General features: G+C 64.9%; 8 protein-coding genes. 4 read left to right on the top strand and 4 right to left on the bottom strand.

Translation table 11 applies throughout. The features are described from left to right. Positions 1-138: 138 nt before the first annotated feature. On the bottom strand, positions 139-4,266 hold the full coding sequence (locus E8E91_RS12265) for a sulfite reductase subunit alpha (protein WP_280375961.1): 4,128 nt from the start codon (positions 4,264-4,266) through the stop codon (positions 139-141). A 595-nt stretch (positions 4,267-4,861) separates the two neighbouring features. On the opposite strand from E8E91_RS12265, the gene nirB reads away from it, so the two are divergent. Together nirB and nirD are read left to right on the top strand one after the other, a co-directional pair. Then, entirely contained in the window at positions 4,862-7,420 is a 2,559-nt protein-coding gene (nirB, locus tag E8E91_RS12260) for a nitrite reductase large subunit NirB (RefSeq protein WP_280375960.1), read from the top strand. Next, a complete protein-coding gene (gene nirD, locus E8E91_RS12255) occupies positions 7,420-7,788 on the top strand; it encodes a nitrite reductase small subunit NirD (protein WP_280372280.1) in 369 nt (122 codons plus the stop codon). Before nirB ends, nirD begins: the two co-directional genes overlap by 1 nt. A gap of 609 nt (positions 7,789-8,397) precedes the next feature. On the opposite strand, the gene E8E91_RS12250 is transcribed toward nirD, so the two are convergent. Both E8E91_RS12250 and E8E91_RS12245 read right to left on the bottom strand, forming a co-directional pair. Next, positions 8,398-8,667 carry a hypothetical protein gene (locus E8E91_RS12250; protein ID WP_280375959.1) on the bottom strand — a complete coding sequence of 90 codons (270 nt, stop codon included), beginning with the start codon at positions 8,665-8,667 and terminating at the stop codon, positions 8,398-8,400. A 154-nt stretch (positions 8,668-8,821) separates the two neighbouring features. Continuing rightward, a complete protein-coding gene (locus tag E8E91_RS12245; RefSeq protein WP_280375958.1) occupies positions 8,822-9,481 on the bottom strand; it encodes a gamma-glutamylcyclotransferase in 660 nt (219 codons plus the stop codon). A 459-nt stretch (positions 9,482-9,940) separates the two neighbouring features. Here E8E91_RS12245 and E8E91_RS12240 point away from each other — a divergent pair, with 459 nt between their 5' ends. Beyond that, the gene (locus E8E91_RS12240; protein ID WP_280375957.1) at positions 9,941-10,618 is read left to right on the top strand and encodes a response regulator transcription factor; all 678 of its coding nucleotides are present in this window, start codon (positions 9,941-9,943) and stop codon (positions 10,616-10,618) included. On the opposite strand, the gene E8E91_RS12235 is transcribed toward E8E91_RS12240, so the two are convergent. Beyond that, the gene (locus E8E91_RS12235) at positions 10,615-12,057 is read right to left on the bottom strand and encodes an ATP-binding protein (RefSeq protein ID WP_348532216.1); all 1,443 of its coding nucleotides are present in this window, start codon (positions 12,055-12,057) and stop codon (positions 10,615-10,617) included. The genes E8E91_RS12240 and E8E91_RS12235 overlap by 4 nt on opposite strands. A gap of 155 nt (positions 12,058-12,212) precedes the next feature. Between E8E91_RS12235 and E8E91_RS12230 the strand changes: the two genes are divergently transcribed. After that, on the top strand, positions 12,213-18,179 hold the full coding sequence (locus E8E91_RS12230) for a peroxidase family protein (protein ID WP_280375955.1): 5,967 nt from the start codon (positions 12,213-12,215) through the stop codon (positions 18,177-18,179). Positions 18,180-18,344: the final 165 nt, after the last annotated feature.

Genomic DNA, 18,344 nt, shown 5'->3' with positions numbered 1-18,344 from the left:
CGCACCCTACGGTCCAGACCGGGCGAAAGAGGTCGGCGTTGTGCTCGGTAGTGGATTCGCCCCCTTCCAGGGGGCTACCGCAAGTCCACGTTCTACGAACGTGGATGTTTACTCGCCAAACGGGCCGCAGGTCCGCCCTCAATACACATCCCGCACATAGCGCTTGTCCCTGGCCAGGGCGCTGACGTAAGCCTCGGCTTGTGCTGCGCTCATCCCACCGTGCTCCCGCACCACCGCCTTGAGCGCCGCGTCCACGTCCTTGGCCATGCGGCTGGCGTCGCCACAGACATAGAAATGCGCGCCGTCCTCCAGCCAGCGCCACAGCTCGGCGCCCTGTTCGAGCATGCGCTGCTGCACGTACACCTTCTCCGCCTGGTCGCGGGAGAAGGCAGTGTCCAGGCGGTGCAGATGGCCGGAGGCCTGCCAGGCTTCCAGCTCGTCGCGGTAGTAGAAGTCGGTGGCTTCCCGCTGTTCGCCGAAGAACAGCCAGTTGCGGCCTTTGGCGCCCGATGCCTGGCGTTCCTGGAGGAAGGCGCGGAAAGGGGCGATGCCGGTGCCGGGGCCGACCATGATCATCGGCCGCTCGGGGTCGGCTGGTACGCGGAAGTGGGCGGACTTCTGGATGAAGATCGACACATCGCCCTGGTGCGCGCGGTCGGCGAGAAAGGCCGAGCAGATACCGGCGCGGTCCTGGCCCTCGCACTGGTAACGCACGGTGGACACTGTCAAATGCACCTCCTCCGGCGTCGCCAGGGGGCTGGATGCGATGGAGTAGAGGCGCGGCTGCAGGCGTTTCAGCCGGCCCAGCAGCTCGTCCGCGCTGACCCGGACCGGATGGGCGCGTAGCAGGTCGGCCAGTTGCCGTCCCCAGAGCCAGTCGTCCAGCCCGGCCTTGTTCGCTGGTTCCAGCAGGGCCGTGAGTTCGCCGCTCGCGGAACGCTCGGCGACGAAGCGCAGCAGGTCGGGGGTGATCTTCGCGATGTCGAAGTAACGGCCCAGGGCGGTCGACAGCGGCATCGCGCCCTGGTCCTTCACCTCCACCCGCTGGTCACCGTCCAGCTTGAGTGCGGCCAGCACTTCGTTCACCAGATTCGGGCAGTTGCTCGGCCATACCCCCAGCGCATCGCCAGCTTGATAGCGCAAACCGCTGTCTTTGAGATCGAGCACGATCTGCCGGGTTTCCTTGCTGGAACCTGGGGCATTCAGCACCGGGTTGCGCAGCAGACGAGAGGCGAGGGGGCGTTGGCGGTTGTAAGTGGGCGCATCGGCGTCCTCCGCCGCTGCTCCGATGGTTTCCGGCACGGGTTGCGTGACCAGGTGGCCGGCCAGGGCGGCACGGACGTTGGCCAGCCACGCCTGCGCCGGTTCCTCATAGTCCGGTTCGCAGTCCACCCGTGGCGCAAGGCGGCGCGCGCCGAGGGCTTCGAGGCGGGCGTCGAGCTTGCGGCCGAAGCCGCAGAACTGGTCGTAGTTGGAATCCCCCATGGCCAGCACGGCAAAGTCCAGCCCGGCCAGCGAAGGGGCGCTCTCCGCATTCAGGGCGCTCCAGAAGGCGGCGCCATTGTCGGACGGATCACCGTCGCCGAAGGTACTGGCGATCAGCAGCGCGGCACCGGCGCCGGCCAATTCGGCAGGCTGGGCGAGGTCCATGGAACGGACCTGTACTGCACGGCCGTCGGCCTTGAGGCTGTTGGCGCAATGGGTGGCGACGCTTTCCGCATTGCCGGTTTGCGAGCACCAGAGCACCAGCAGAGGCTTTTCCGCAGTCGGTGCCTCGGCTGCTACGGGCGCGGGCGCCTCCCAGCTACGGGAGAACAGCCCGGCGAGGATGCCGTCCAGCAGCAGGCGGGTTTCCGGGGCCAGCGGCGCGCTGGCCGGCAAGGTAGGGACGCCACCTTGCTTGCGGCTCTCTTCGCTGCGCAGGCCGAGCAGGTAACCCTGGAGGTAGCGCTGTTCGGTGGGCGCCAGGCAGAGCTCGGCGCTGGCATCGAGGTTCAGCAGACGGGCGAAGGCGTTGATCGGCATGTCGGCGAGTTCCTCCGGAAAACCGGCAGCGGCGCTGGCCGCGGCCGGCTCGACTTCTACCAAGGGGATGAGCTGGGGGCTGGCCGGAGCGACGGGTGCCAGGGCAACGGCGCTGTACTTGAACTCCGGCTGCAGCGAAATGGGGTCGATGGCGTCGCTGGTCACGGCGTTGATCGCGAGGTCCTCGCCATAGCGGTCGTTCCAGTGGAAGGGCGCAAAGCAGTTGCCCGGCTGCACCCGGTCGCTGACCACCGCCGGCAGCACCGCGCGGCCACGGCGGGAGCGCACTTCCACCTGGCCCTTGTCGACGATGCCAAGGCGGCTGGCATCGGCCGGGTGGATCTCCACGAAGGGGCCGGGGTTGAGCTTGTTCAGGATGGCGACCTTGCCGGTCTTGGTCAGGGTGTGCCACTGGTGCTGCACGCGCCCGGTGTTGAGTACCAGGGGAAACTCGTCGTCGGGCAGCTCCGCCGGCTCCATGTGGGGGCGGGCCAGGAACACGCCCTTGCCGTCTTCGGTGGCGAAGGCGATGGCCGGGCGATTGCCGTCGGCGTCGGTCCTGGGCGCCTGGCTGACGCCGTCATTGAGGTAGCGAATGGGGTTGCGCGCATTGGCTTCGCTACCGGGCGCACAGGGCCATTGCATCGGTCCCTGGCGCAGCAGTTCATGGCTGGCGCCGCGTATGTCGTAGCCGGTCTTGGGGTTCCAGGCCTGTTTGATCTCGTCGAACACGTCCTCGGCGGAGCGGTAGCTGAAGGCCTCTTCGAAACCCATGGCACAGGCGACGCGGGCGATGATCTGCCAGTCCGGCAGGCTGTCGCCGGGGGCGTCCACGGCCTTGCCGGTGAGGGTGAGATTGCGCTCGGAGTTGATCATCACGCCTTCCGCCTCGGCCCAGAGCGCGCCGGGCAGGAGAATGTCGGCGTAGCGGTTGGTTTCGGTATCGAGGAAGGCGTCCTGGGTGATCACCAGTTCGGCGGCCTGCAGCCCCTCGATGGCGCTGCGGCGATTCGGCACGGTGGCCACCAGGTTGGTGCAGATGATCCAGCAGGCCTTGATGTCCCCGTCACGCATGGCCTCGAACAGGGCGACGGTGCCGTTGCCGCCGTCCTGGCGCAGGTGTCCGCGCGGGAGCTTCCACAGGTCTTCGATGAAGGCGCGATCGTCAGCCACCAGCAGCGAGCGCTGGCCGGGCAGGCCGGGGCCCATGTAGCCCATTTCCCGTCCGCCCATGGCGTTGGGCTGGCCGGTGAGGGAGAAGGGCCCGCTGCCCGGACGGCTGATGGCGCCGGTGGCAAGGTGCAGGTTGCACAGGGCGTTGGTGTTCCAGGTGCCGTGGGTGCTCTGGTTGAGGCCCATGGTCCAGCAGCTCATCCAGTCCCGCGCTTCGCCGATCCATTGGGCGGCCTTGTGGATATCCGCTTCAGGCAGGCCGGTGATGGCGGCGACGCGTTCCGGTGCGTAGTGCTCGAGGAAGGCCGGCATGGCTTCCCAGCCTGTGGTGTGCGCGGTGATGAAGTCGGGATGGGTATGGCCGTTCTTGTGCAGCAGGTGCAGCAGGCCGTTGAGCAGGGCGAGGTCGGTGCCCGGCCTGATCGGCAGGTAGAGGCTGGCCTTGTCGGCGGTGGCGGTGCGGCGTGGGTCGACCACGATCAGCTTCGCCCCGGCCTTGACCCTGTCCATCATGCGCAGGAAGAGGATTGGGTGGCAGTCGGCCATATTGGCGCCCGTCACCAGGAACAGGTCGGCCTTGTCGAAATCCTGATAGGAGCCGGGCGGGCCGTCCGAACCCAGGGAGAGCTTGTAGCCGCTGCTCGCGCTGGCCATGCACAGGCGGGAGTTGGATTCGATGTGGCGGGTGCGGATGAATCCCTTGGCCAGCTTGTTGGCCAGGTACTGCGCCTCCAGGGACATCTGCCCGGACACATAAAAGGAAATGGCGTCTGGGCCGTGGGCGTCGAGCAGCTCGCGCAGGCGCCGGGCGGTGTCGCCGATGGCTTGGTCGATGCCGGTGCGTACCGGGTCGCGGCTGCGTTCATGGCGCAGGTAGGCGTGCTCCATGCGGCCCGAGTCGGTCAGCGGCTGGGCGCAGGTGTTGCCCTTGGTGCAGAGGCGGCCGAAGTTGGTCGGGTGGGACTTGTCGCCGCTCACCTTGACCACGCGGTTGTCCGCCACTTCCATGACGATGCCGCAGCCGACGCCGCAATAGGGACACACGCTTCGCACTGTCTTGTTCGCCATATCCGTACCTTGCGCAGAAACGAAAAAGCGCCATGCCACCCACCGTCGGAACGGGGGAGACACGGCGCCTTTGTCGTGGGGTGGGGCAATCGGCATTGATTGCCTTGTCGCAGCTATCGCAAGGCACATGCCAAGTCCCCTGCGATGCGCGTGAAGGCTTGGCGGGACGCTGCTTGCGGGTAATTTCCCGCTTGATTCGCAATGCACTGGATGAGCTTCAGGATGGGGCGCGGAAGGTGCATTCGCACCGTTTTGGTTCTTGTCCGGATGCTCGCCGGATTCGCTGTCGGCACCGGTCGAGGCAGCTGCCGGATCTGCTGCAGGCCGCGCTGTTGCTGGGGTCGGGGCAGGAGCGCGAAACATAGTTCGGCAATCTGGCACAGCCACTGCATAGGCAAAACCAGGCCCACCACGAACAGTGCGGAGGGCGGCCCGGCAGATCAATGGCGATCACTTCCCCGGGCTGACAGGTGCGCTAAGCAATGCTGCTCGGCTGCACCCATGAACGAACAGGCAAAGGCGCCTGGGACGGCAAGTCCCAGGCGCTTTTTTTTTGCTCCCAGAAAACGTGATTGGCTTGGGCCGGGTGCTACCTATGAACTCCAACTTCGCTTCCCCTGATGTGCAAACGCTGATCGTCATCGGCAATGGCATGGTCGGCCATCATTGCGTCGAGCAATTGATCGAGCGCGGTGCCCTGGATCGCTACCGCATCGAAGTCTTCAGCGAAGAGCCGCTGCGCGCCTATGACCGCGTGCACCTGTCCGAATACTTCACGGGTCGCGATGCCGAATCCCTGGCCCTGAGCGAGGCCAGCCTCTATCAGACGCCGGGCGTGACCCTGCACCTGGGCGTGCCGGTACTGGAGATTGACCGCGAGCGTCGCGAGGTGATCACCGCCAACGGTAGCCTGGCCTACGACAAGCTGGTGCTGGCCACCGGCTCCTATCCCTTCGTGCCCCCCATCGAGGGTGCCGAGGGCGACTCGCGGCTGGTCTATCGCACCCTGGCTGACCTCGACACCATCCGCGCGGCTGCCGTCCAGGCACGTCGTGGCGTGGTGGTGGGCGGTGGCCTGCTGGGCCTGGAAGCGGCCAATGCGCTGAAGTCCCTGGGCCTCGACGCCCACGTGGTGGAGTTCGCCCCGCGCCTGATGCCGGTGCAGCTCGACGACCAGGGCGGCCTGGCCCTCAAGGCGCGTATCGAAGCACTGGGCGTGGGGGTGCACCTCTCGAAGGCTACCCAGTCCATCAGCGCCGGTGAGGACTATCGCTATCGGATGAACTTCGCGGGCGAGGATTTCCTCGAAACCGACCTGATCGTCTTCTCCGCCGGTATCCGCCCGCAGGACGCCCTGGCCCGCCAGTGCGGCCTCGAACTGGGCCCGCGCGGCGGCGTGGCCATCGATGGCCAATGCCTGACCTCGGACGCGGACATCTTCGCCATCGGGGAATGCGCCGCCTGGAACGGTAGCATCTTCGGCCTGGTCGCCCCCGGCTACCAGATGGCCCGCAGCGTCGCCGCGCAGCTTTGCGGTGAAGACGCCGATCCCTTCATCGGTGCCGATATGTCCACCAAGCTGAAGCTGCTGGGCGTGGACGTGGGCTCCATCGGCGACGCTCACGGTGCGCTGCCGGGCGCCCGCAGCTACCGCTTCATCGACGAGGCCACCTCCAGCTATCGCCGCCTGGTGGTGTCCGCCGACGGCAAGCAGGCCCTGGGTGCGGTGCTGGTGGGTGACAACAGCTACTACGACACCCTGCTGCAATACGTGCAGAACGGCATCAAGCTGCCGGCCGACCCGTCCAGCCTGATCCTGCCGGTAGGCGAAGGCGCGCCGGCCCTGGGCGCCGATGCACTGCCGGCCACCGCCACCGTCTGCTCCTGTCACAACGTCAGCAAGGGCGCCATCTGCTCGGCCATCGACAGTGGCTGCACCGACGTCGCCGGGGTCAAGGCCTGCACCAAGGCGGCCACTGGCTGCGGCGGTTGCGCAGCGTTGCTCAAGCAGGTGGTCGAGCACGAGCTGTCGGCCCGTGGCGTGGCGGTGGACAAGAGCCTCTGCGAGCACTTCGCTTACACCCGCCAGGAGCTCTATGCACTGGTGCGGGTGGAAGGCATCGAGACCTTCGAGGAGATGCTCGCCAAGCATGGCCGCGGCCACGTCGGCTGCGAGATCTGCAAGCCGGCCATCGGCTCCATCCTTGCTTCCTGCTGGAACCGGCCGATCCAGAACCCCTGGCTGGTGCCGCTGCAGGACACCAACGACACCTTCATGGCCAACATGCAGAAGAACGGCACCTACTCGGTCGTGCCACGCATCCCCGGCGGCGAGATCACCCCGGAAGGCCTGATCGCCATTGGCGAGGTGGCGAAGAAGTACAAGCTCTACACCAAGATCACCGGGGGCCAGCGCATCGACCTGTTCGGCGCCCAGCTCCACGAACTGCCGGAAATCTGGGGTGATCTGATCGCCGCCGGGTTTGAAACCGGCCACGCCTACGGCAAGTCCACCCGTACCGTGAAGTCCTGCGTGGGTAGCACCTGGTGCCGCTACGGCGTGCAGGACAGCGTGAAGATGGCCCTGGACATCGAGAACCGCTACAAGGGCCTGCGCTCGCCGCACAAGCTGAAGTTCGCCGTCTCCGGCTGCACCCGCGAATGCGCCGAGGCGCAGAGCAAGGACGTGGGTGTGATCGCCACCGAGAAGGGCTGGAACCTCTACGTCTGCGGCAACGGTGGCATGCGTCCGCGCCACGCCGAGCTGTTCGCCACTGATCTCGATGACGAAACCCTGATCCGCTACATCGACCGCTTCCTGATGTTCTACATCCGCACCGCCGACAAGCTGCAGCGCACCTCGGTCTGGCGCGAGAGCCTGGAAGGCGGCCTGGATTACCTCAAGGCGGTGATCATCGACGACAGCCTGGGACTGGGTGCGGAGCTCGAAGCACAGATGCAACTGGTGGTGGACCGCTACGAATGCGAGTGGGCCAACGCCATCAAGGACCCGGAGAAGCTCAAGCGCTTCCGCACTTTCGTCAACGACGGGCGCGGTGATCCGGATATCCATTTCGTCAATGAACGTGGGCAGATCCGTCCGGTGACGGCGGCCGAGCTCACGCTGATCCCTGTAGCCGAGGAGGTGGTCTGATGATCGAAGCAAGCCTGCAACGCAGTGAAGTCCGGGGCCGCTGGCAGCCCGTCTGCCGCCGGGAAGACCTGGTGCCCAACTCGGGCGTGGTGGCCTGGGTGAGCAATATCCAGGTGGCGCTCTTCTATCTGAACGGCGAGGAGGGCGAGCAGTTGTTCGCGGTGCAGAACCACGACCCAATGGCCCATGCCAACGTGATCGGCCGTGGCATCGTCGGCCACCTGGGCGGTTCCCTGGTGATCGCCTCGCCGCTCTACAAGCAGCACTACCGCCTGGAGGACGGTTCATGCCTGGAGTATCCGGAGCAGAAGCTGCGGGTATGGCCGGTCAGGTTGCAAGGGGATGTGGTGGAGCTTGGGGTGGAGTAGTCCCGACGTTCGCGACGCTTGCTGAGGGGGAGCTAACTCTGTGGGGCAAACTCATTCGCTATGCCTGCGTTAGCTGTTGCGGTGTTGAAGGGAGCTCTCTATCCAGGCTTTAGGGCTAGCCGGCTTCCCCTCACCCCCGGCCCCTCTCCCTGAAGAGGAGAGGGGTGACTCGCGTCGGCGAGGCCAAAGTAGTCCTGAAGCCCATACACCGCCTGAAACTGAGCGAAATAGGTGGGGCGGGGACTCCGCCCCTTCAGGAGGCCGAGCGGGATCGTTGCAGAGGGGGACGAGCGGCATGGATGCCGCGAGAGGCGTGTGGGGCCATGGATGGCCCCTCTCGCCGTGCCCCCGGCGCAACGATGGAGGGAGGGAACCCGACGAAGTCGGGCCGGATGCAGGGGCAAGCGTTTTTGGTTTCTTTTTTGGCGATTGAAAAAAGAGACTCGCCGGGAGGCGAAACTGCAAGTGTCCGCAGAACTCGATAAACAGCCTGGCTCAGCGGTTCCAGCAACACTTGGCGCAGATGCTAAGAGCCGTACAGCGCAGACCTGCGGCCTGCTTGGCGAATTAATTCGCCCCCACAAAAAATATGTGCCAGCCGGGTGGGGGCTAAGCCTTGCTTTCGGCCGGGCCGTGGGCCCGCGCATACATCAGGTGGGCATCCATGAGCAGCGCTTCCATCGTCGATAGCAGGACCTCCTGGCGCAGCTGGCCGGAGGCACCGGCATTCCGCTCGTGGCGCAGGCGCTCGATCAGGTTGGAAACCTGAGCCAGGCGGTAGTCGCCCAGTCGGTGGCAATCCTCGGGGCTGGCGTCGGCGCGCACATCCAGAACGTCGATGGGGAAGTCTTCCAGGGTGGGAAAACGATGCGAAGTCATGCGCGGGGTGCTCGTAGCGGCTGGCGGGCTCGAAACGCTACGCACGGGCCCTGTAGGAATTCAAGGCAAACACATTGTGTGATCTTTCGTGTTGTGGATAAGGAATCCGAGGCGCCAGGCAGCGATCGCAGGCGAGAGGTTGGACCCACAGCGATCAGCTGAAACTCAGCGCACCCTGTTTGCAGCAGCGCACCAGGGCTTCCTCCAGTTTGCGATCGGGCATGGCGTGGGCTCGCAGGATGTTCGCGGTCTTTTCCACATAGTCCCGTGTGCTGCCGTAATGACCGCTGGCGCCGTCGAAGACCTGGCGCAGCACGTGGTCCGGCAGTGCGCCGGCATAGCAGGCGAAGTCACGCCGCAGCACGAAGCCCAGGGCCTTCACCTTGGGGCCTCTCTCCAGTTGGCAATTGAGCCATTTGGGCTCGTAGGCCGCATCGGGCATTTCCCGCTGCCAAAGGGCGATCAGGTGCTCCTGCAGCTGTTCCTCCGGCAGTCGGTAGGCGAAACCTGCACAGGAGCCGCCACGGTCGAGGCCCAGCACCAGCCCCGGAGATTCCGGGGTGCCGCGATGGATCAGCGACCAGAGATACAGGCCACGATGGTAGCCGTGGATGCGCGCGCGGCGCCTTTCTTCCGTGGGACATTCCGGCCGCCAGATCAGCGAGCCGTAGGCGAACAGCCAGACCGGACCGCCGCGATGGCGGGCCATGGTGTTTTCCAGGGAGGCGAGCAGTTCGGCGCGGGTGAGTTGCGCCGGCTGGTCGAGCAGCGGCGGGTAGGGCGTGAAAGGTGTGTCGTGGTTGCTTCCGGTCATAAGCGTACTGCGGATGCCAATGATGTGCGGACTCTCCCGGCCCGCTTCCTGTTTTTTAGCAGGTGGAAGGGCAATGGCGAACAGGCAGTCGTCGAATTTCCCGCAAAAATCCCGCGGATAGAGCTGATCACGCTCGACTGATAAAGCAAAGGAATGACCCGACATCGAGTTATCGCTAACGGCGATAAGTCGATAGAGCTGTTGCGTGCGCCTGACGAGGTTCGACGGCAGGGACATGGATGAATGCGCCGCCCGTCGCCCGGAGTACCGTCCATTCGGGAAAACCGCGCATTCAGCGGGGGCGCGCGCGCCCTCACCGGCATGGGAGGCAGGGCGCTGCTACTACTCAGGGTTGTCGGGGGACGTACGCCTCGCCATCGGGACAGTCCCCAATCCCGCCCAGTGCCGGCCTGCTGCCGCCGGTGAGGTGGGCCTGCGTCACTCGGGGAGTAACCTTTCGTGGAAGCCAGGATCAGGATCGGCATCGTCGACGACCATCCCCTGCTCAGGCAAGGTGTGGCCTCCGCACTCAAGCGTATCGGGGATTTCCAGGTCGTGGAGCAGGGCTCCCGCTCGGAGGACGCTGTGGATATTGCCCTGCGCCTTAAGCCCGACGTGCTGCTGATGGATGTGAACATGCCGGGCGACTGCTTTGCCGCCGTGCGCCGAATCACGGCCGAGGCGAGGGGCGTGCGGGTGCTGATGCTGACCGTTTCGGAAAGCGAAGACGATGCCTATGCGGCACTGGAAGCCGGGGCCCAGGGGTATGTGCTCAAGGGCGTCAGCGGGCCCGAACTGGTGCAGGCGATCCGCACTGTGGCCGGAGGCGAAAGCTTCATCACGCCAGCCTTCGCCAGCCGGCTGCTGGGGCGAATGCGGCATCGGCAGGATGTGGAGCGGCATCGGATCGAGCTGACCCACCGCGAAGAGCAGATTATCCGAGAAGTGGCAAACGGCCTGACCAACCGCGAAGTGGCCGACAAGCTCAATCTGAGCGAGAAGACCGTGAAGTACTACATGACCAACGTGATGCAGAAACTCCACGCACGCAATCGCGTGGAAGCCGTCGCTGCCCTGCGTCGCCAGTGGGATGAAGACCACGAGCAGACGCTCGACATGCAGGGCAAGGCGCGCTAGCCGGCCACCTCATCGTCCATCCTGAAGCGGGCGCTGACGCGGGTGCCTTCGCCCGGCGCTGACTGGATGTCGAACTGCCCACCCAGTGCTTCCACTCGGTAACGCATGCCGGCGAGCCCCAGTCGGCGGCGGCCTTGCCCATTGCTGGCCTGGTCGCTGGGGACGAAGCCATTGCCCGAGTCGGCCACCTGTACCTCCAGTTGCCCCTCAACCATACGGGCCGAGAGTTTCTGGCCCTGGCCACCAGCGTGTATCACGGCGTTGTTCAGGGCTTCCTGGGTGAAGCGGTAGAGGCAGATCTTCAGTGACATCGTGGCGTCGTCAGGCAACGGCTGGATATCCAGCTCCACCTGGGTATCGGTGCGCTGTTCGTGGCGCTGCACCACCAGGCGTAGCACCTGTTCCAGTCCCATTTCACTGATTTCCGGGACCGCCAGTCCACGGGAAATGTCGCGGATTTCGCGGAGGGCGTCCTGGCCGGCGCTGCGCAGGGTTTCCAGGGCATCTCCGTCGAAAGGTTCGCCTTGCTGTTGCAGGCGTTCGCGTAGTTGGGCGAGTTCATCCAGGCGGACCAGAATGAGTGTCAGCAATTGTGCTGGGCCGTCATGCAGGTCAGCACCCAGGCGTCGCAGGGTCAGTTCGCTGATGCGCGAGAATTCCTGGTTGGCAGTAGTGATGCGGCGCTGCAGCTGGGTATTGCGGGCATGCAGGCGTGCCTGTTCGACCATCCGCTGTTTCAAGGCGACCTGCTGGCGCTCGATGATGCGCTCGCCGCGGCGCACCACGAAGAAGAGCAATCCCAGCATCGCCAGCGTGGCCGAGCCGACCACTGCCCAGACCTGCAGGCGCACGGTATGGATTTCCTGTTCCAACTGGTCGGCGCGTTCATAGAACTCACCCACTGCCACCACCTTGCCCGAGCCGGATTCCCGCAGGGGCGCGTAGATTTCGTAGAGGGGAACCTTGAGGCTGCGCTCGAAGGCGTTCTCGTCCTGGCTGAGGTCTTCCAGGTCGGTGACGATTTCGCCCTGCAATGCCTCGCCGATCTCATCGGTGGGGAACTTGCGGTGCATTACCGACTTGTCGGTGCTGTAGATCACCGTCCCATCCGGGCGCCAGATCTTCACCGAAGCCACATGGCGGTTAAGGCTGCTGTTGACGATCAGCCGGTCAATGGCCGCCGCGCTTTCCGGGGGAATATCCTGGGTTCGCGCCAGCTCCTGCACGAAGGGTTCGAGGAAGCTTTCCATGTAGACGGCACCGGCCTGCGCCGCCGACTGCACGGCCGCCCGCTCGATGCGCTGGCTCACCAGGTTGCCCACCAGGCTCATGGTCAGGCCGAGGATCAGGCTGGCGGCGATGACGAACTGGGTGGAGCGCTTAAGCTGGCGAATCCGCTGGCGCAGGCGGCTTCCCCAGGAGCGGTGCGGCTCCGACATTGGTCCGGAGTCGGGTTGGACCAAAGTCGGGGCGCCGACTTGACCCAAGGTCTGCTGATTTGGTTCGACCTTCGCATCTGCGGGCATTCGCCTGACTCCTCGATGCTTTCTCCCAGGCCCCTGGCAATGCCCGGACAGGGCAATGGGAGATCGTTATGTACAGCCTGAAAAGCTTCACGCTCAACCTGAAGGATATTAGCTACCTGTTGCAGCAGGTCAGTTTCCCCACCCTGCGCGTAGTGGGTTACTCCGCCACGGGCGCCGCCCTGTTCGGCTATACCGGCGTCGATGGCGTGGTGCATGTACTGGGCACCGATGGCAGCTTCGATCCGCTGGCCCTCCCGGCTGGCGAGAGCGTCTGGTACAACGGCGCGCGCGACCCCATCGGCCTGCGCAACGTCTCCGGCTATTTCAACAACCTCACTCACGATGGCCATGCCTGGGGCAGCTTCGGCCAGGACTTCATCCGCCTGACCCTGCCGGACTACAGCCAGTACGTGCAGCAGAACGCCGACAACGCGGCCTGGCAGGATTACCTCTCCAGTCACCCTGGTGCCGAGTTGGGCACGCCGGCTTCCTACGCCGACCCGTTCGCCTCGCTGGTGGACTACACGCCGAGGATGATCAGCCAGACCATCGTCAGTGGCGGCGTGGTCTTCGCCACTGACGCCCAGGGCCACATCCTGCATGACGCCAACGGCGTCGCAGTGGTCAGCGATCCGGGGCTGCTCGGCCAGCTGGGCGAAGCCGATCCGACCTCCCCCAGTAGCGGTCAGTACTTCATCCGTAATCTCAACACGGTTTCCGGCGACCCCTCGACCACCGGCTGGTTCACGCTGTTCGGCCAGTTCTTCGACCATGGACTGGACTTCATCGACAAGCCGAGCCGGACCGCCACCATCACCATTCCCCTGGCACCCGACGACCCGCTCTACGGCTCCATCGGCCCGGACGGCCAGCCGGTGCATTCGATCACTGTCCACAGGGCCAGCGTGGGCAGCTTCGATGCTGCAGGCAATCCGCAATACCGCAACCTGGACTCGCCCTACATCGACCAGAACCAGACTTACGGTTCCGAGGCCTCTGTCACTCAACTGCTGCGCGAATGGGTGGCTGATCCGTCCAACCCTGGCCAGTTCCGACCGGGGGGCCGCCTGTTCGACGGCAACACTCTTAGCGATGAAGCCGCCTGGACGCTCAATGGCGTGCTCACCCACCAGACACTGCCGACCCTTAACGAGTTGCGCGCCCATATCGTGGCCACCGGGCGCGATGATCTGACCTGGGATGACCTGGCCAATTTCCGCGTGCGCGACGACGCAGGGCATGTGCTGGACGCGGACCCTGTCACCTCCGGCGTCCAGGCGGTCCATACCCGCGAGGCCCTGCTGCTGGACATGAACCCGCACTTCGATGACGTGCACATCGATGTGGCTCGCCTCATGGCCCTGGACAGTCACCTGGTGAGCGTGACGTTCGACCCGACGAACCCCTACGGGATCCTGTTCCACTACGACAACGGCCCGACCAAGTCCCTGTTCGGTCTGGTCAATCCCTCTGACTTCTCAATCTTTGCCGATCCGGGCACTGCCGATTACGCGGTCGCCAACGAGCTGTTGCTGGAGTCGGTGGGTGACCACTACATCGCCGGCGACGGCCGTGCCAACGAGAACTTCGGGCTGACCGCCATGCACCATGTCTTCCATGAAGACCACAATGTTCAGTTGATCAACCTGCAACAGGAGATTCTCCAAGCCGATGTGGGGGTTCGCCACAATTGGCAGGTCGGCATCGACAACGGGGCCGGGGGCTACTACACCGACGCAGCCGGCAACTACACGCTGACTGACGGCGTGACTGTCTCCTGGAACCATGACCTGCTGTTCCAGGGGGCCAAGCTGGTGGTGGAAATGGAGTACCAGCACGTTGCCATTGACCAGTACGCACGGCTGATCACGCCTGACCTGCCCGAGTTCGTCACCTATGACTCCGGCATCAACGCCAATATCTCCCTGGAGTATGGCCAGGCTGCATTCCGCTTCGGGCACTCGCAGTTGCGTGAAACCATCGATGCCCTGGAGCGGGACCTCAGCGGTGCCTACGACCTGACCGGGTCCATCACCCGCTACGCCCTGGAGAAGGCCTTCCTCAACCCCGGTGGCTTCGCTGAAGTCGGCCCGACTGCAATCGCTCTCGGCATGACGCGCCAGGTCAGCAACGAAATCGACGAGTTCGTCACCCCGGCGCTGCAGCAGGGCCTGCTGGGCCAACCGCTGGACCTGCCCACCATCAACCTGGCGCGCGGCCGTGACCTGGGGCTACCGACGCTTAATGCGGCCCGTCAGCAGATCCACGATGCGCTGATCGCCGAGCGGCAGACGCCCGCCGGCTCCCAGCACCACACCAACCTGATCGTGGATGCGTTGACGCCCTACACGAGCTGGAGCGACTTCGCCAACAACATGATTCACCCCGAATCCCTGGTGAACTTCATCGCCGCCTACTCCTTCGACGGTGATGTGGCCCATGCCCAGGCCATCATCGACGCCGACCAGACGGGCGCGGATGCCACCTGGGCCGGCGGCGTGGTAACGGCCGAGGATGCGGCGCGCTTCCTGTCCAACGCCGCTGACCAGAATGGCAACTTCGTTGCCGGTTCCGACGGCTTCAACCACATCGACCTGTGGATTGGCGGCCTGGCAGAGAAACACGTCTACACCGGCCAGCTCGGCACCACTTTCAACGCCATCTTCGAAGACCAGATGGAGCGGCTGATGGATGGCGACCGGTTCTATTACCTGTTCCGCCTCGACCTCGGATTGCCGGGCATGACCAACCTCAACGAGCAGGTGGTCACCGAGCAGTTCAAGGACATCATCGAGCGCACCACGGATGCCCGGCACCTGGCCGGTGACGTGTTCGGCTACATGGACAGCTACATCGAGCTGAGCTACCAGGACTCGGGCGCCACTGCCACGGCCTACAAGAGCGAGCACAAGTACGGCCACCTGGTGGACGCCAACCAGATGGGCGTCTATTCCACTGGCGGCTCAGGCGGTATCGGCGGCAACGGCCTGCTGCTCAGCCTGGTCAACCCGGAAACCCATGCTTCCGGCACGTACATCCGCGACTACCGTCCCGACCAGGGGGTGAATCCTGATGGCACTGCCGCCGTGGGCTACAACGCCCACGAGGTGGTGGCCGGGACCGACTATGCCGACTGGCTGGACCTGGGTGATGGCGACGACACCGGCTATGGCGAGGATGGCAACGATATCCTCGACGGCAAGGCCGGCGCGGACCACCTCTACGGCGGCAATGGCAATGACGTGATCTACGGTGGCGACATCGAGGACTTCCTCGACGGCGGCGACGGCGATGACATCGTCTATGCCGGTACCAGTGCAGGCGCCATCGACATCGTCATCGGCGGCAACGGCAATGACCATCTCTATGGCGAGGCCGGGATCGACGAGCTCTACGGCGGCGCCGGCAATGACTATATCGACGCCGGCGGCGATACCGACCTGGTCCATGGCGGTGACGGCAGCGACGAAATCTACGGCGGCGACGGGCCGGACATCCTTTTCGCCGAGGCCGGTGACGACATCATTTCCGGCGGCTCCACGGGCGATCAGCTGTTCGGGGAAGAGGGCGACGACATCCTCCTGCCCGGCATCGGTGGCGCACCGGGACAGGGGGACGGCGACGAAGCCCTTGGCGATGTCGGCTTCGATATCGCGGCATTCAGTGATGTGAACATCCAGCTGGATGCCGCCGCCGACCTGAACCAGCAGAACATCGTTGCGGCACCGGGAACCGCCGTGCTGTTCCAGCCGTTCAACGCCCTGTTGGCGAACATCGAGGGCCTGATAGGCTCGCGATTCAGTGACGCAAGGGCCAATCCCGCCAACCCGGCCAGCCCGACGGCGGGCCTGATCGGTGATGGCAGCGAGAACTGGCTGGTGGGTGGCAGCGGCGACGACGTCGTGCAGGGGAATGCCGGCAATGACGTGCTGGTGGGTGACTCGATTGGCTTGGCCGACCTCAACCACTTTCTTGCCGCTCAGGGATTCGCCCAGCACTTTACCGGGCTGCAGGCTGCGCGCTCGGGCTTCGTGCTCGGCGACAACCACGCCGGCGGTACGGCGGACGGCGCTGCCGACGAGGCGGTCTACAGCGGCAATTTCGCCGACTACAGCATCACCCTGATCAGCGATACCAACCCGGGCAGCAACGAGATTCGCGGCTTCAGGATCACCGACAAGCGCGTCGGCGCCGCCAACCTCGATGCAACCGACATCCTCGTCGGCATCGAGAAAGTCCGCTTCGCGGACCGCACCATCAGCCTGGACGTGAGCAACCAACTGCCGACCGGCAGACCCCTGGTTACCGGATTCGCCACAGCTCCAACCACCCCCAGCCGGCCATTGCCGACGCAGTACCGCCTGACCGCCAGCACCGCTGCCATCCAGGACGCCGATGGCATTCCCTCCGGTGCTGGCGCGTTCAGCTTCCAGTGGCAGGTACTGTCGGGGGCCGTCTGGGCTGCCATCAATGGCGCCACCGCCTCGACCTATGCACCGGTTGCCGCACAGGTCGGTCAGCAGTTGCGGGTAGCGGTCAGCTTCACCGACAACCACGGCGTGGTGGAGACGGTCTATTCCGATCCTACCGAGGCGGTCGGACGCTTTATCGAAGGCACCTCCCTCAACGACAACGGCCAGGGCGGTTTCCTGGATCGCGCAGCCCTGGTGGGGACGGCCTTCCAGGACGTCATGCTCGGCTATGCCGGCAACGATGTACTTAGCGGCGGCGACGGCAGCGACCTGCTGGATGGTGGCAGTGGCAATGACAGCATGAGCGGCGGTGCGGGCAACGACACCTACGTGGTTGGCTCCACCGGCGACGCGGTGAACGAGGCGCTGAACGGCGGTATCGACACGGTGCAGTCCTCGGTCAGTGTCAACCTCGCGGCCAACGTCGAGAACCTGGTACTGACCGGCACCGCCAACATCAACGGCGTGGGCAACGGGCTGGACAACCTGCTGATGGGTAATGCCGGCAATAACCGGCTGATCGGCCAGGCCGGCAACGATAACGTGCAAGGCGGAGCGGGGAGCGACACCCTCGTGGCCACGGTGGGCGACGGCAACGACCACTACGACGGCGGTGACGGGGTGGATACCTACGACCTGTCCGGCACGTCCGCCAATGCCAGCGTCGATCTGGCTGCAGGCACCGCCAGCAGCGCGCAGACCGGCATTGATCTGCTGGTATCCATCGAGAACGTCCTGGGCAGCAGCGGCGCCAACCAGATCACAGGCAGCTCGGCCGACAACCGCCTCGAAGGGCTCGGCGGCAACGATAACCTGGCCGGTGCACAGGGCAACGACGTGCTCGTGGGAGGGCAGGGCAATGACAGCGCGAGCGGCGGTCAGGGTGACGACCGGTTCATTGCCAGCCTGTTCGACGGCAATGACGTCTATGCCGGTAACGACGGCGTGGATACCTACGACCTTTCTGCTACCGGAGCTGCAGCCGTGGTCAGCCTGGCCACGGGTGTGGCCAGTAGCAGTCAGATCGGCAGCGATTTGTTAAGTGGTATCGAGAGCGTGACAGGCGGATCGGGTGCCGACACCCTGACCGGTGATGCGCTGGCCAACCAGCTTGCCGGTGGTGGCGGCGACGACAGTCTCAGCGGCGGGACAGGTGCCGATGTCCTGGCCGGCGGTGCGGGACGCGATCTGCTCACCGGCGGTGCGGATGCCGACACCTTCGTCTTCGCTGCGCTCAATGACTCGGGTACCAGCAACGGTACTCGGGATGTGATCAACGACTTCCAGCAGGGGAGTGATCGCATCGACCTCGGCCAGATCGATGCGAGGACGACCGGACCTGGCAATGCAGGGAATCAGGACTTCAGCTTCCTGGGTGAATGGAATGGCGCCGGCAATGAATTCAATGGACAGGCTCAGTTGAGGTTCCATTACGTCAACGTCGGCGGTGTGGAGCACACCTATGTGGAGGGCAACGTGAACAACAACAATGCCGCCGACTTCCAGATCGACCTCGTCGGGCACGTCGCCCTGGCAGCGGGTGACTTCATCGGCGTCGTCTGAACTTCCTCCGCCCGGCACTCCCTTGGAGGTCGGAGCGCCACTCCATCCCGCCCCATCCCCCATGCAGCCCGGTGCCACCCGCGCTGGGCTGCATGATCCCTTCGACAACGGTGTTCCAGTCGGCCGACACGTTTTGTTGCAAGGAACTCCGTCACACTGTCATGA

Origin of the sequence: Pseudomonas sp. BN515, assembly GCF_029873155.1 — a bacterium.
Classification (GTDB): domain Bacteria; phylum Pseudomonadota; class Gammaproteobacteria; order Pseudomonadales; family Pseudomonadaceae; genus Metapseudomonas.
Note: the sequence above shows the minus strand (reverse complement) of the source record. Positions and strands in the feature narration are given on the sequence as shown.